This window comes from Aminobacter sp. BA135, from assembly GCF_050859125.1.
Taxonomy (GTDB): domain Bacteria; phylum Pseudomonadota; class Alphaproteobacteria; order Rhizobiales; family Rhizobiaceae; genus Aminobacter; species Aminobacter ciceronei.
Genome location: NZ_CP139573.1, coordinates 21,087 through 33,147 on the forward strand (window position 1 = coordinate 21,087; position 12,061 = coordinate 33,147).

Below are 12,061 nucleotides of genomic sequence, written 5' to 3' on the forward strand. Positions count from 1 at the left end.
CGTGCCCTTCCGCACCTCACGGCCGCTGCGTTTCGGAGATTGCGATCCCTCGGGGATCGCCTACTTCCCGTCCTATCTGAACATCCTTGTGGGCGTCCTCGAGGAGTTCTTCAGCGATGCCGGCGCACCGTGGCAACAGCTCGTCGGCGAGCGCCGCATCGGCACGCCGACGGTTCGCCTCGACCTCACCTTCGTCCATCCGGGCTTCCATGGCGACACGCTCGACTTCGAGCTGTTCGTCCGCCGCATCGGCCGCTCCTCGCTCGATCTCGAGCACAAGGTTTCGGCCGCCGGCACGCTGCTATGGAGCGCCCGCCACAGCGTGGTCGCCACTTCGCTCGATACCCACAAATCGCTTGCCTGGCCGGACGACCTCCGCGCCGCGCTCGAAAGCCGCCTGGAGACTTGAGATGCATGAGATCCTGCAACCCGAAGGGTGGGCCAAGCCCATCGGTTATGCCAACGGCATCGCCGCGAGCGGCCGCACCGTCTTCGTCGGCGGCCAGATCGGCTGGAACGCGCAGTGCCAGTTCGAGACCGACGACTTCGTCGGCCAGGTGCGCCAGACGCTGGAAAACGTCGTCGCCGTGCTGAAGGCCGGCGGCGCCGAGCCGCACCACATCACCACGATGACCTGGTACTTCACCGACAAAAAGGAATACACCGAGAACCTGCGCGGCCTCGGCCAGGCCTATCGCGACGTGATCGGCCGCCACTTCCCCGCCATGGCCGCCATGCAGGTGGTGGCGCTGGTCGAGGACCGCGCCAAGATCGAGATCCAGGCCACCGCGGTCATCCCGGCATAGCCATGAGCGCGACGCGGTTTTCGGAGAGCGTTTCGGGCAGCGTCCGTGACGGCGTGCTCGTCGTCATCATCGACAATGCGCCCGTCAACGCCACCTCGGCGCATGTCCGGCAGGGGCTGGTCAAGGCACTCGACCATGCGTCAGCCGTTGGCACCGTAATCGGCGTCATCATCACCGGCGCCGGCCGCACCTTTGTCGGCGGCGCCGACATCAGGGAGTTCGGCAAGCCACCGGTAGAGCCGACGCTTCCCGAGGTCATGCAGCGCATCGAGAATTGCAGCAAGCCGGTGGTTGCTTCCGTCAATGGGGCTGCCCTCGGCGGCGGCTGTGAGATCGCGCTTGCCTGCCATGGGCGCGTTGCCGGCGAGGCGGCGAGTTTCGGTTTGCCCGAGGTCAAGCTCGGCATCGTGCCGGGTGCCGGCGGCACCCAGCGCCTGCCGCGCCTCATCGGCACCGTCGCGGCAATCGACCTGATCGGCAGCGGCCGCATAGTCAGGCCTGATGAAGCCATCAAGCTCGGCCTTGTCGATGGCGTCGCAGCCGATCATCTCGCGGCAGCCATCGCCCTTGTCCATCAACTCGCTGGTCAGTCGCAACGGCGCACGGGGTTGCTCGATGTCCCGATCGCCGAATTGGCCGCGGTCGATGCGGCGTCAAAAAAGATCCTATCCAGATCGCGCGGCCAATCGGCACCAGCGGAAGCCGTTCGCCTTGTCCGGCTGGCTTCGGAACGGACTTTCCAAGACGGCGTCGCGGAGGAGCGCGCCACCTTCCTGCGCCTGCGGGATTCCAGTGAGGCGGCAGCCCTGCGCCATGTCTTCTTCGCCGAGCGGCAAGCCGGCAAGGTCGACAAGCTTGAGGGCGTTGCCCCACGCAGGATCGAAACAGCAGGCATCGTCGGTACAGGTCTGATGGGCGCCGGCATCGCGGTCGCAGCGTTGACAGCTGGCTACCGCGTCGTCGGCATCGAGCAGACCGAAGACGCCGCCGCCAAGGGGCGCGAGCGCATCGCCGGCATTCTCGACAAGGCGGTCCAGTCAGGGCGCCTTGCGGCGACAGTTCGCGACGAATGCCTCGTCCGGCTGGTGGTGGCTGCGAACATCGGCGAACTCGCCGCAGCAGACCTCGTCATCGAGGCGGTGTTCGACGATCTCGCGGTCAAGACCGAGCTGTTCCAGCGCCTCGACGGCATCGTCAGGCCGGATGCGATCCTCGCCACCAACACCAGCTACCTGAACCCCGACGAGATCGCAGCGGCGACTGCTCACCCCGGGCGCGTGGTCGGCCTGCACTTCTTCTCGCCGGCCAACATCATGCGCCTGGTCGAGGTCGTCGACTGCAAGGCAACCGCGCCCGACGTGCTCGCTTCCGCATTGGCCTTCGCCAGGAGACTCGGCAAGCTGCCGGTGGTCTCAGGCGTAACCGAAGGCTTCATCGGCAACCGCATCTTCTCGGCCTATCGCCGCGAGGCGGAGTTCATGGTCGAGGACGGTGCAGCCCCCGAAGAGGTCGACGCAGCACTCGAAGCCTACGGCTTTCCGATGGGCATCTTCACCGTCTACGACATGGCCGGGCTGGAGATCGCCTGGGCGCGACGCAAGCGGCAGGCGGCAACGCGCGATCCAAACGCGCGTTATGTCGAGATCGCCGACAAGCTTTGCGAAGCCGGCCGTTTCGGTCGCAAGACAGGCAAGGGCTGGTACGACTATGCGTCAGGCGAAAAGGCCGTCGATCCAGAGGTCACTGCGCTGATCGCCGCCGCACGCGCGGCCAAGGACATCTCGCCCCGCCGCTTTACGGTCGACGAGATCGTCGACCGGTTGCTGCGCGCCATGGCCGACGAAGGCGCTGCCTTGCTCACCGAGGGCATCGCCGCGCGATCGAGCGACATCGATCTGGCGATGATCAATGGCTACGGTTTTCCGGCGCAAAAGGGCGGGCCGATGTTTGCAGCCGAAACGCACAAGGACATCACACCATGACCGAAGCATACATCGTAGGCGGCGTCCGCACCCCGATCGGCCGTTATGGCGGCGCGCTTGCCTCTGTGCGCCCTGATGATCTCGCCGCTCACGCCATTCGCGAAGCGCTGGCGCGGCACCCTGGAATCCCCGTCGACCAGATCGATGAGGTCGTGCTCGGCTGCGCAAACCAGGCCGGCGAAGACAACCGCAATGTCGCCCGCATGGCTGCCCTGCTTGCGGGCCTGCCGGTATCGGTGTCCGGAACGACGATCAATCGCCTCTGCGGTTCCGGCCTCGACGCGGTTGGTTATGCAGCACGCGCCATCAAGCTCGAAGAAGCTGACATCATCATTGCCGGCGGCGTCGAAAGCATGTCGCGCGCGCCCTTCGTCATGCCCAAGGCTTCAAGCGCATTCCAGCGCAGCACCGAGATCTTCGACACCACCATCGGCTGGCGTTTCGTCAATCCGTTGATGGAGAAGCAGTACGGCATCGATTCCATGCCTGAGACAGCCGAGAACGTTGCCGCCGAGTTTTCCATTTCACGCGAGGATCAGGATCACTTCGCCCTGCGCAGCCAGGCTCGTGCCGCCGCAGCGCAGAAAAGCGGCCGTTTTGCCCGCGAAATCGCGCCTGTCACGATCAAGGGCCGCAAGGGCGAAGCGACTGTCGTCGAACACGACGAGCATCCGCGCGAAACGACGATCGAAAAGCTTGCGAGCCTTTCGGCACCGTTCCGCGATGGCGGCACGGTGACCGCCGGCAACGCGTCGGGCGTCAATGACGGGGCCGCAGCCGTGATCATCGCATCTGCGCGCGCTATCGAACGCCACGGTCTCAAGCCGCTCGCCAAGGTCGATGGCATGGCGACATCAGGCGTAGCGCCGCGCATCATGGGCATCGGCCCGGTCGGCTCGACGCAAAAGCTTCTGGACCGCGCCGGCCTTGTCATATCAGACATCGATATAATCGAACTCAACGAAGCCTTTGCCGCGCAGTCGCTGGCATGCATGCGCCAGCTCGGCCTCGCCGACGACGCGGGCCACGTCAATCCGAACGGCGGCGCCATCGCGCTTGGCCACCCGCTCGGCATGTCGGGCGCACGTCTGGCACTGACCGCTGCACTGGAACTCGACCTGCGTGGCGCCAGACGCGCGCTCGCCACCATGTGCATCGGTGTCGGCCAGGGCATCTCGCTTTTGATTAGCCGGCCGTAGCAGGCGGCGCGCCTCGTTCGTAACCGTCAGCCAGCAGCCCTGCGCAGCGGCTGGCGCAGGATCGCCGAACCTCCCGCCGCCTGGACGGCAAGGCTGCCATAAGTGATGCCGGCGGCAAGGCAGGCTTGCTCGGACTGACCCGAAAGCCAGGCGTCGATGAAGCCGGCATTGAAGGCATCGCCCGCACCCGTCGTATCGACAACCGGAACCACTTCTGCCCGTCGGTGCAGCAACTGGCCATTGGCCTTCAGCCATGCGCCCTCGCCGCCCGCTTTCAGGGCAACGACCGGGAAGTCCTTGGACAGGATCTCGATTGCCGCCATCGGATCGTTTTCCCGCGTGATTGCGGTTGCCTCTTCCATGTTGGGCAGGAAGATGTCGACGCCGGCACAACGATCGAGCAGTTCGGCTTCGTAGATCAGCGTCTCGTCCCAGCTCGGATCGAGCGAGACGGTCAGCCCCCTGGCCTTGGCGCGGCTGACCAGATCGGGGATCTCGTGCAGCGTGGCATATTCGGCGATATGCAGATGGCCGGCATCGCTCCAGTCGAGCGCGGCATCGAGCGTCGTCGGAAGTGCAGTCCCGGCGCGCCGCGACAGGAAGGCGCGGTCGTTGCCGATCACCGAGGCGACGGTAACCTGCGGCCCGGCACCGGGCGAATGCTCGACGAAGCGCAGGTCGACATTGCTGGCACCGAGCTCAGCCTCGATCCCTGTCGACAGCGCGTCCGTGCCAAGGCGCGCCACCAGAGCGACTTGACGCCCGGCATGGGCCATGTGGGCGGCCGCAATGAACGCGCCGCCGCCGGCAGCCATCTTCATGTCCTGCGCAAACACCTCGCGCCCCGGCTCAGGCAACGACGCCAGGCCGGTGAAAATCAGGTCACAGTAAATCCGCCCGATGCTGAGCACCGCCGGACGCTTGGCATTTTCCGATGTCATTGCCGGCCCAGGCTCTTCTCGGTCTTGGCGTCGAAGAGATAGAGGCTGCCCGGCGCCGCGCGGCAGGTCAGCGTGCTGCCCGTCGCGGGGATGAACTTGCTCGGCGCAGTGGCAATCACGGCACTGCCATCGACATCGAGATGCACAAGCGTCTCGGGTCCGAGCGGCTCGACCGCCGTCACCGTTCCGGTGAGTTCCAGACCACCTTCCGACTTCTCGATGGCTGCGGTCAGCTCGTGCGGGCGCACGCCGATCAGGATATCGCCGCCGGCAGCAGGCTCGATGCCCTTGCCGTTCTTGCGGCCAGGCACCAGGTTCATCGACGGGCTGCCGATGAAGCGGGCGGTGAAGACATCGACAGGGTTTTCATAAAGATCGGTCGGCGTGCCCACCTGCAGGATGTGCCCGTCCTTCATGACCACGATACGGTCGGCCATGGTCATCGCCTCGACCTGGTCGTGGGTGACATAGACTGTGGTCGTCTTGAGCTTCTGGTGCAGGCGCTTGATCTCGATGCGCATCTGAGCGCGCAGCTGGGCATCTAGATTGGACAATGGCTCGTCGAACAGGAAGGCCGAAGGATTGCGGACCATGGCGCGACCGATGGCGACGCGCTGGCGCTGACCGCCCGACAACGCCGCCGGACGGCGGTCGAGATACTTCTCCAGGCCGAGGATCTTGCCCGCCTCTTCGATACGCTGGTCCTTCTCGGCCTTGGACAGCTTCGAGGTGTAGAGACCGAAGCCGATATTCTGGCGCACGGTCAGGTGCGGGTAGATGGCGTAGTTCTGGAACACCATGGCGATGTTGCGCTGCTTGGGGTCACGCTCGTTGACCACCTCGCCGCCGATCTTCAGCGTGCCGCCGGAGATGTCCTCGAGCCCGGCGATCATGCGCAAGGTCGTCGACTTGCCGCAGCCCGAAGGCCCGACGAAGACCACGAATTCGCCATCGGCGATTTCAAGATCGATGCCCTGGACGACGTCTACCTTGCCGTAGCGCTTGACCAGCTTTTCAAGTTCGATCGTCGCCATCAGAGCGCCCCTGCCAGTGCCTTGAATTTCTCACCGAGTTCTTTTGCGGCTTTCGCGTCGTGCCCGGCATGCTCCTGCGCAACGGCATCCAGTGCCGCTGCCTTCTTCCTGTAGACGCCGATCGCCTCGGCCATCGCCGCTGGTGCCGGACCGCCAAAACGGTCGCGCACGGCAACGAAATGTTCAGGCGAGACGATCTCTGCGAACTTGTCGCGGCCGAAGCTCGGTTCGCGTCCGGTCGAATGCCTGAAGGCTTCGAGAAACGGCGCGTAGCCGTCCGTGGCGAGCCCGCCGCCAGCCGCGACCACAGCCTTGGCGACGGTCGCAGCGATCTCATGCGCCTCGCGGAAGGACAAGCCTTCGATGCGAACCAGCGAGTCGGCAAGTTCGGTGATGGTGATGCAGGAGCGGCGGATGTTGTCAGCCACACGCTCCGGATCGATGCGGATTGCGCCGACGAAGGCCGCGAGCAGGTCGAGCACGCGGGAGGCAGCGGTAAACGCCTCGTAGCCCATCGACTGGGTTTCGCCCTCGCTGTCGTTCATGTCGGTGAATGGCGTGTTGTGGATGACACCGAGCACGGTGCGGGCACGGCCCATCGTCTGGCTGGCGAGCAGCCGCATATGCTCGATCGGCACCGGGTTGCGCTTCTGCGGCATGATCGAGGAGATCTGCACGAAAGCGTTCGGCACATAGACCTGGCCGACCTCGAAGCTGGTCCAGAACTGGAAGTCCTGGATCAGGCGGCCGAGATGCAGGAACATCAGCTCGATCGCCGAATAGGTCGAGGTGATGTAGTCGGATGCCGCGATGCAGCTGTAGGAATTGCGCAAGGGTGCGGCAAAGCCGAGCAGATCGGCGACGCGCTGCCGGTCGATCGGGAAGCCCGACGTGGTGATGGCGGCGGCACCCATCGGCGACAGGTCGACGATCTTGCGCGCCTCTTCGAAGCGCTCGATGTCGCGGATCAGCACCTCGATGGCAGCCGACAGATAATGCCCGAAAGTCGAGGGCTGCGCCGGCTGGCCGTGCGTGTAGGCAACGATCAGCGTCGCCTGTTCACGCTCGGCCGCGTCGATCATCGCGGCCAGCAGATGCCGCGCCTTGACCATCAACGCATCAATGCGCTGCTTGAGTCCAAGCTTGAACAGCGTGTGGTCGATGTCGTTGCGCGAACGCGAGGTGTGTAGGCGTCCGGCGACATCAGCGCCGAGACGGGCCTTCAGTTCCTTTTCGATGAGGAAGAAGAAGTCCTCGACCTCGCCGGTATAGACCAGCTTCTCCGGTTCGATTTCGCGGTCGATGGCTTCGAGAGCGCGGGCGATCGCCGACGCCTGCTTGGCATCGAGAATGCCGGTCTCGGTCAGCATCACCAGATGCGCCCGGTCGATGGCACGGAAGCCGTCGACATGGTGGGTCTTGGCGCCGTCGAAGAGCGGCCGAAGCACCGTCTCCTTGTAGACGGGATCGGGAAAGACGCTCTTGTCAGAGAGCCTGGGGTTCAGTTCAGACATTTTCTATCCCTTGAGCCCGGCAAGCATGACGCCGCGGACGATGTAACGCTGGAGAACGAGGAAGACGATCAGCGTCGGCAAGGTGGCGATCGCCGCACCGGTCATGATCATTTCCCACTGGATGGACTGTTCGACAGCGAAGCTCGATAGGCCGACCGGCAAGGTGTAGAGCTCCTTGCTGGTGGTCACGATCAGCGGCCAGAAGAAGGCCGTCCAGTTGCCGAGGAAGGTAAAGATGGCGAGCGCCGACAGTGCCGGCGTCACCAGCGGCATCGCCACCTTCCAGAAGATCTGGAACTCGTTCAGGCCATCGACGCGCGCTGCCTCGAGGAAGTCGTTGGGCACGCCTTCGAAGAACTGCTTCATCAGGAAAGTGCCGAAGGCCGTCATCATGCCGGGGAACATGATGCCCCAGTAGCTGTCCAGCCAGCCGAGCTTGCTCGACATCAGGTACCACGGGATAACCAGCATCTCGGTCGGGATCATCAGCGTCGACAGGATGGCGAGGAAGATGAAATAGCGGCCGCGGAATTCGAACTTGGCAAGCGTGTAGCCGACAAGGCTGTCGAAGAAGACGTTCGACAGCGTCACCATGACGGCAACGAACATCGAGTTGAAGAACCAGCGCATGAAGCGCCCGTCGGCCAGGATGGCTATGTAGTTGGCCAAGGTCGGCGCTGCTGGAATGAGCTTGAGGTCATAAACCTGGCCGGCCGTCTTGAACGACGTCGAGAACATGAAGGCCAGCGGCGTCACCATGATCAGGCCGCCGATGAACAACAGCGTCCAGGCGAGGATGCGGCCGGGCTTGACGTTGGCGTGGGACAGCGCCGGCGTTTGGGTGACGGCACTCATTTCTTTTCCCTCAGGATCCAGAGCTGCAACAGCGAGACGAACAGCAGAATGGTGAACAGCACCACCGTCTGGGCCGCCGCATATCCCATCGCGTAGGACGAAAACGCCGTCTGGTAGATCATCAGCACCAGTGGCTTGGTCGAGCCGAGCGGGCCGCCCGGGTCGTTGGTGGTCATGTTGTAGACCTGGTCGAAGATGCGCAGGAAGCCGATCGACGAAAACACGACGAGGAACACGGTTGTCGGCTTGAGTAGCGGCAGCGTGATCTTGCGCAGGATCGCCCATTCGCCGAGGCCGTCGATACGCGCAGCCTCGTAGAAGGTATTGGGGATCGACCGCAGGCCGGCCATGAAGATGATGATCTGGAAGCCGAGGCCGGCCCAGATCGCCGTCAGCATGATCGATGGCAAGGCCTGATCAACCGAGCGGATGAATGGCTGCTGGGGAATGCCGACCGTGCCGAGCGCATTGTTGATCACGCCGATCGGTGCCGGCTGGTAGAACCAGCGCCACACCCAGGCCATCGCGGCAGCCGTGGTCAGGTAGGGCAGGAAATAGAGACCGCGGATCAACCCGTGCATGAAGCGCACGCGATCGAGATGATAGGCAATCACAAATGACAGCAACAGGCTGATCGGCGTGCCGACGAGCAGATAGGCAAAGGTGTTCTTGAACACCTTCCAGAACTGCGGGTCTGCGAACAGCTTCTCGTAGTTGGCCAGGCCGATGAACTGCGGCGGCTTCAAAAGGTCCCAGTTGGTCAGCGAAAGCCAGAAGGCTTCGATGGTCGGGTAGAAGCGGATCACCGAATAGAACAGGATCGGCAGAGCGAGGAAACTCCACACCCAGACCAGCCGCTTCGTCCGCATGGAACGGCGTTCCCAGAAGGTCGCGCCGGGGCGGCTCAGCGCCGCCCCCTGTTGATCCGCTGTCACAGACATCAAGCCTTCGCCTTACTTCGGGGCTGCTGCGTCGATGATCGCCTGCTCGGCCGCTGCGGCCTGTGCGAGCGAATCCTTCACCGACTGGCCTTCGAGCAGCACGCGGTTGGCCATGTCGATGGTGGTCTGGCGCTGGGCTGCCTCATCAACGAACATGGTGGTGCGGGCGTATTCGAGCCCCTTGAGGAACGGGCCGTAGACCGGATCGGCAAGGTTGGCCTCGGTCATGGCAGCCGAACGGCGTGCCGGCAGCTCGCCGACCGTCTTCAGCCAGACGTCCATGGCCTCAGGCGAGGAGATGTAGGCGAGGAACTTCTTCGAGGCTTCGAGCTTCTCGCCGCTGGTCGTCGCCGAGATGCCGTTGGCGAAATAGCTGGCATAGTTGGAACGGGTACCATCGGCATTTGCCGGCAGTTCGGTCACGCCCCATTCGAAGCCCTCGATCGACTTGAAGGCGCCGAGACGGAAGGTGCCGTCGATAGTCATCGCCGCCATGCCAGCACGGAAGGCTGCCTGGCCTTCGTCCATGAAGCCGGCCTGGCCGATCTTCTTCTCGGTCTGCAGGTCGGTGTAGAACTTCAGCGCCTTTTCACCGGCTTCGGTGTTGTAGGCCACCTTGCGGTCGCCGTCGGTATAGGGCTCGCCGCCGAACTGGCGCACCAGCACTTCACGCCACCACTGGTGGTCCTGGCCGGCCATGTCGAGGGTCGAGCCGGCGACGATCAGGTTGCCGGCGGCGTCACGCTTGGTCGCCTTCTCGGCGGCAGCGACGAACTCGTCAAGCGTCTTGGGGGGATTCGCCGGGTCGAGGCCGGCTTCGGTGAACAGCTTCTTGTTGTAGAACAGCGCCAGCGAACGCACGGCTGTCGGCAGGCCGTAATAGTCCTCACCGCGCTTCATGGCGCTGACGATCGGGAAGAATTCGCTTTCGATCTTGTCGTGCGGGAACGCATCGGTCGGCAGTGGCTGCAGCAGACCGCCGGCAACGAACTTGTCGAGCCAGCCGTAGAACAGCTGCATCACGTCGGGGCCCTGGCCGCCCATCTTCGCAGCGATGACGCGCGTCTGATAGTCGGCATAGGGGAAGGTCGTCTGCTTGACGGTGATGTCAGGATTGGCCTTCTCGAAGTTCTCGATCAGCTGGTCCATCGCCTTGACGCGCGAGTCGAAGACATACTGCCAATATTCGATCTCGACGGCTTGGGCCGCGTTGATTGCCAACGTGCTGAAACCAGCAATCAGTCCGGCAAACAGGGTTGCTCTACGCATGTAAACCTCCATCTGCGCCCGCCGGAAAATTCCGGACCTTGGGCGGTGATTATCCCCTTGGACCGCAGCCTCGCATGCAATCGAGGCCCGGGCCGTCTCGTAACTCCAATGCCTTTCAGGCGCGAGCGGATCACGCTCGCCAAAATCAGGCACCAGCAAAGCTGCGGATCCTCCCCGCACACTGCCTATACGCTTTCCTGCCGAACGCCTTTTGTCAATAAGATAATTTACTTGAATTAATCTGTTGCGGGGTTCGGGCCTTCCGCGTTATCAATTTTGCAACCGAGGTCAGGATGGGCGAAATGGCATTTCAGCCGGGCAGCACGCATCAGGTCACATTGGGCAACAACCCCGAGCGCAGCCGCGACCATAACCGTCGCGTGGTGCTCGACGTCGTGCGCCGGAACGGCGCCCTGGGGCGCATGCATATTGCCCGGCTGACGCATCTGACAGCGCAAGCCATCGCCAACATCGTCGACGAGCTGGTCAGCGAAAACCTGTTGATGGAGACCGGGCGCCTGCGTTCGGGCCGTGGCCAGCCGCCAATCCAGTTCGCCGTCAACCCCGACGGCGCCATGACCATGGGCATCGAGATGGCCTCCGACCACATGGTGTCGACAGTGCTCGACCTGTCGGGCCAGCCGCGTTCCAGGCGAATCATGCCGGTCAGCGACACCAGCCCGAGCCAGGTCATCGCCCATCTGCGCGCCGAGCTTGATACGGTCAGGTCGACGTTCAAGTCGCGGCTGCTCGGCATCGGCGTGGTGATGCCCGGCCCGTTCGAGATCGAAGGCATGACCTCGGTCGGCCCGACGACGCTGCCGGGCTGGGCAAACATCGATGCGGCAAGCCTGCTCAGCGAAGCCTGCGGCGAGCCGGTGACAGTGGAAAACGACGCCAATGCGGCGGCCGTCGGCGAACGCTTCTTCGGCGCCGGCCACACCATCTCCAGCTTCTGCATGGTCTATTTCGGCGCCGGTCTCGGCCTCGGCATGATCCAGGACGGCACGCCCTTCCGCGGCGCCTTCGGCAATGCCGGCGAAATCGGCCATGTTGTCGTCGTACCCAAGGGCAGGGCCTGCCCGTGCGGCCAGCATGGTTGCCTCGAGCGCTACGCCTCGGTCCATGCGCTGCGCGAAAAGCTGTGCGAGGCAGGCATCCCCGACTGCGACTTCGCCGACTTCTCCGAACTCCATGCCAAGCGCCATCCGGTGCTGCTGGCGTGGATGGAGGAGACCGCGACCTATCTCGCGCCGATGATCGCGATGATCGAAAACATCCTCGACCCCGAAACGGTGATCCTTGGCGGCGTGTTGCCGGACGCGATCATCGACGAGCTGATCGAGCGGATGGGACCGTTGCCTATTTCCGTTGCCAGCCGACGGACCCGCGCCCTGCCCCGCGTCATGCGCGGCCAGACCGGGCAATACACGGCGGCACTCGGTGCCGCCGCGCTGCCGCTGTTCGAGGTGGTCACGCCCAAGCTCGAAACTGCCGCCACAGCACACACCGAATAGCAG

Annotated in this window: 11 protein-coding genes; 5 read left to right on the forward strand and 6 right to left on the reverse strand. The window is 63.9% G+C overall.

Annotated elements, in window-relative coordinates:
- Window position 1: 1 nt before the first annotated feature.
- The 4 genes from SLT36_RS28080 to pcaF are packed head-to-tail and all read left to right on the forward strand — an operon-like array spanning window position 2 to window position 3,987.
- Entirely contained in the window at window positions 2-409 is a 408-nt protein-coding gene (locus SLT36_RS28080; RefSeq protein ID WP_432288881.1) for an acyl-CoA thioesterase, read from the forward strand.
- 1 nt (window position 410) lies between these two features.
- The gene (locus SLT36_RS28085; RefSeq protein WP_432288883.1) at window positions 411-806 is read left to right on the forward strand and encodes a RidA family protein; all 396 of its coding nucleotides are present in this window, start codon (window positions 411-413) and stop codon (window positions 804-806) included.
- 2 nt (window positions 807-808) lie between these two features.
- On the forward strand, window positions 809-2,788 hold the full coding sequence (locus SLT36_RS28090; protein WP_432288885.1) for a 3-hydroxyacyl-CoA dehydrogenase NAD-binding domain-containing protein: 1,980 nt from the start codon (window positions 809-811) through the stop codon (window positions 2,786-2,788).
- Window positions 2,785-3,987: a 3-oxoadipyl-CoA thiolase gene (gene pcaF / locus SLT36_RS28095; RefSeq protein ID WP_432288887.1), complete on the forward strand. Its 1,203-nt coding sequence runs from the start codon at window positions 2,785-2,787 to the stop codon at window positions 3,985-3,987. The genes SLT36_RS28090 and pcaF overlap by 4 nt, the downstream gene beginning before the upstream one ends.
- A 26-nt stretch (window positions 3,988-4,013) precedes the next feature.
- Here the strand turns inward: pcaF and SLT36_RS28100 are convergent, their stop codons facing one another.
- The 6 genes from SLT36_RS28100 to SLT36_RS28125 are packed head-to-tail and all read right to left on the reverse strand — an operon-like array spanning window position 4,014 to window position 10,553.
- Complete coding sequence (locus SLT36_RS28100; RefSeq protein ID WP_432288889.1) at window positions 4,014-4,928, reverse strand: carbohydrate kinase family protein; 915 nt, start codon at window positions 4,926-4,928, stop codon at window positions 4,014-4,016.
- On the reverse strand, window positions 4,925-5,962 hold the full coding sequence (locus tag SLT36_RS28105; protein WP_115734638.1) for an ABC transporter ATP-binding protein: 1,038 nt from the start codon (window positions 5,960-5,962) through the stop codon (window positions 4,925-4,927). The genes SLT36_RS28100 and SLT36_RS28105 overlap by 4 nt, the downstream gene beginning before the upstream one ends.
- Complete coding sequence (argH, locus tag SLT36_RS28110; protein WP_432288891.1) at window positions 5,962-7,476, reverse strand: argininosuccinate lyase; 1,515 nt, start codon at window positions 7,474-7,476, stop codon at window positions 5,962-5,964. The genes SLT36_RS28105 and argH overlap by 1 nt, the downstream gene beginning before the upstream one ends.
- Before the next feature lie 3 nt (window positions 7,477-7,479).
- Window positions 7,480-8,331, reverse strand: a complete 852-nt coding sequence (locus SLT36_RS28115; protein WP_432288893.1) for a carbohydrate ABC transporter permease — start codon at window positions 8,329-8,331, stop codon at window positions 7,480-7,482.
- Window positions 8,328-9,266, reverse strand: coding sequence for a carbohydrate ABC transporter permease (locus SLT36_RS28120; protein ID WP_432289225.1), 939 nt, complete (start codon window positions 9,264-9,266; stop codon window positions 8,328-8,330). Before SLT36_RS28120 ends, SLT36_RS28115 begins: the two co-directional genes overlap by 4 nt.
- Before the next feature lie 18 nt (window positions 9,267-9,284).
- Window positions 9,285-10,553, reverse strand: coding sequence for an extracellular solute-binding protein (locus tag SLT36_RS28125; protein ID WP_432288895.1), 1,269 nt, complete (start codon window positions 10,551-10,553; stop codon window positions 9,285-9,287).
- A gap of 290 nt (window positions 10,554-10,843) precedes the next feature.
- On the opposite strand from SLT36_RS28125, the gene SLT36_RS28130 reads away from it, so the two are divergent.
- Window positions 10,844-12,058, forward strand: a complete 1,215-nt coding sequence (locus SLT36_RS28130; RefSeq protein ID WP_432288897.1) for an ROK family protein — start codon at window positions 10,844-10,846, stop codon at window positions 12,056-12,058.
- Window positions 12,059-12,061 lie beyond the last annotated feature (3 nt).

Coding starts and splice junctions, on each gene's coding strand:
- SLT36_RS28085 (WP_432288883.1), top strand. CDS start 411: ATGCATGAGATCCTGCAACCCGAAGGGTGGGCCAAGCCCATCGGTTAT.
- SLT36_RS28125 (WP_432288895.1), bottom strand. CDS start 10,553: ATGGAGGTTTACATGCGTAGAGCAACCCTGTTTGCCGGACTGATTGCT.
- SLT36_RS28105 (WP_115734638.1), bottom strand. CDS start 5,962: ATGGCGACGATCGAACTTGAAAAGCTGGTCAAGCGCTACGGCAAGGTA.
- SLT36_RS28090 (WP_432288885.1), top strand. CDS start 809: ATGAGCGCGACGCGGTTTTCGGAGAGCGTTTCGGGCAGCGTCCGTGAC.
- SLT36_RS28130 (WP_432288897.1), top strand. CDS start 10,844: ATGGCATTTCAGCCGGGCAGCACGCATCAGGTCACATTGGGCAACAAC.
- SLT36_RS28100 (WP_432288889.1), bottom strand. CDS start 4,928: ATGACATCGGAAAATGCCAAGCGTCCGGCGGTGCTCAGCATCGGGCGG.
- SLT36_RS28115 (WP_432288893.1), bottom strand. CDS start 8,331: ATGAGTGCCGTCACCCAAACGCCGGCGCTGTCCCACGCCAACGTCAAG.
- argH (WP_432288891.1), bottom strand. CDS start 7,476: ATGTCTGAACTGAACCCCAGGCTCTCTGACAAGAGCGTCTTTCCCGAT.
- pcaF (WP_432288887.1), top strand. CDS start 2,785: ATGACCGAAGCATACATCGTAGGCGGCGTCCGCACCCCGATCGGCCGT.